General features: G+C 43.3%; 2 protein-coding genes. One reads left to right on the top strand and one right to left on the bottom strand.

The features are described from left to right. Positions 1-572: 572 nt before the first annotated feature. The gene (locus ACCI49_RS24485; RefSeq protein WP_371841873.1) at positions 573-1523 is read right to left on the bottom strand and encodes a carbohydrate-binding protein; all 951 of its coding nucleotides are present in this window, start codon (positions 1521-1523) and stop codon (positions 573-575) included. Positions 1524-1657: 134 nt separating this feature from the next. Here ACCI49_RS24485 and ACCI49_RS24480 point away from each other — a divergent pair. After that, a partial coding sequence (locus ACCI49_RS24480; RefSeq protein WP_371838736.1) for a transposase occupies positions 1658-1945 on the top strand: 288 nt, incomplete at its 3' end.

Below are 1945 nucleotides of genomic sequence, written 5' to 3'. Positions count from 1 at the left end.
AGTTCGGCGTTTCTCTTCCTGCGCGGAAGCGGGTAATTTTCTTGCATCAATAATATCCATTTGGGTATTATACAGAACTATAGAGCCACCGGGTTAATAATAACATTGCGACTGTTACCAGAGCCTCGCTTAGCGACGCCATGCTTGGCGTTATTAAGAACCTTATCCAGCTCATTTCCCAAGGCTGTTCCTGGGTTAGGCTTTTGAGATGAACTTCAGAATTAACGCCTTTGACCAACTCTGTGGTGTGAGCCTTTAAGTTGCTGTTCGAGGTCTTTATTATTCGGCTGATAGTATCCTAGGATACAAAGCCCGAAGGCATGAACAGCTACACAATTTAAATTACGGGCTGAATTATGTAGTTCGCGGGAGATGTTGCAACATCCTTTTGTATCCATTGTGGCCTCCAGTCGTGTATTCAATACTTTCCTGGAGGCCGCGCTCTTCACGTCAGTGATATGAAGGAGTAATCAAAAATCATACGGCGCTTATAAAAATCTTGAATTTCTAATGTGTTGACAGTCAATAAGGAGTGCTATTACTACACATCTCTGATTAGATTCAACGCCTTACTACTGCCTAGTAAACTGAATCCAATTTATATTGTAGCCACCTGAGGGAACATAAATAGCGATTTGTTGATTCCCACCATCTAAATTTAATGTATGAGAAATAGTTTGCCAGGTTTGCCAGGTTTGCCAGCCTCCGGTAACAGGTACATCTATTTGTCCATAGATCGGGCTCCCTCCAGCCTTTTCAAGCTGAATGACGCCACCAAAACCCGCAATACGGTAGTCAACCCTGTAAGAGCCCGAGCTAGGCAAATTTACATCCCATACTATCCAATCTCCGCCATCGAGCCAACCGACATTTTCACCACCTTCGGAAGAGGCTTCAACGCCAATTCCCGACTCGTACACATAATCCTCTGCTTCAATATGTATTGTCGATCCACCACCAATAGGCTCAACAACAATAGAAGAGAGTTGATCATTGAACCCTTCTCCAGTCAAACAGGAGACATCAGCTGATTTTATAACTGCCGTGCCGCTAAAATTATCGTTTTGATACATTATGACACGGTAACCTGGTTGAACCACAACCGAAGAAATATCATCATTGTTTAGCCCCTTAGCTCGAAGCTGGCTTAGGGTATAACTACCAACGTCTAATCCAACTGCATAACCACCATACTTACAATCCTGATACAGTGTTGCCACTCCCATAAATGGTGTTTCATTTAGCGCCGTCCAAAATTCACCTACTGTATTTCGAGTACCGCTGTTTGCTCCACTAATTTCCGAACAGCCACCATGTGAATGAACACCAACAGCGCGACCTGTCGCTTCATCAATAATCGGGCTGCCAGAATTCCCCCCCATCGTATCCACTGAATATAAAACTCGAGTACTTGAAACGGATACAAGCGGACCAGTTTGAGATTGTTGAATTTCGTTTGATGAACCGCTGTCATTGCCATGCCCTGTAATTCGTATAGTGTTACCAGGGTAATCCTGTGTCACGGTGAAGCTCTTGCCTTGTTTCCGTTTTGGTGAAAGCCCTGTTTGCGAATTGTTGTAAACATTAGGGTACCTCTAAAAATTCACTAATTTCCGGTAAAATAATCTAAACGCTCACTAGTAAAGGTTATTGTCAAATGCAGCCGAGTTTTTTCGGTCTTGATGACCGCCATCGCAAGCTAAATGAACGTGATCCACTGGTTGCTCTTCGTAAGTTGATTGACTGGGAGGACTTCCGGAGTACTTTGAATAAAATCCCCACACTTCCAAGAAAGAGTAATGCTGGAAGAAGACCCTTTGATAAGGTACTGATGTTCAAGGCACTTGTATTACAGCATTTATATAACCTATCGGATGATGAGCTGGAATATCAGATACGCGATCGATTTTCATTTTGTCGATTTCTCAGCCTAAACCCGGAGGAC

Source organism: Microbulbifer epialgicus, from assembly GCF_041447265.1.
Lineage (GTDB): Bacteria > Pseudomonadota > Gammaproteobacteria > Pseudomonadales > Cellvibrionaceae > Microbulbifer > Microbulbifer epialgicus.
Note: the sequence above shows the minus strand (reverse complement) of the source record. Positions and strands in the feature narration are given on the sequence as shown.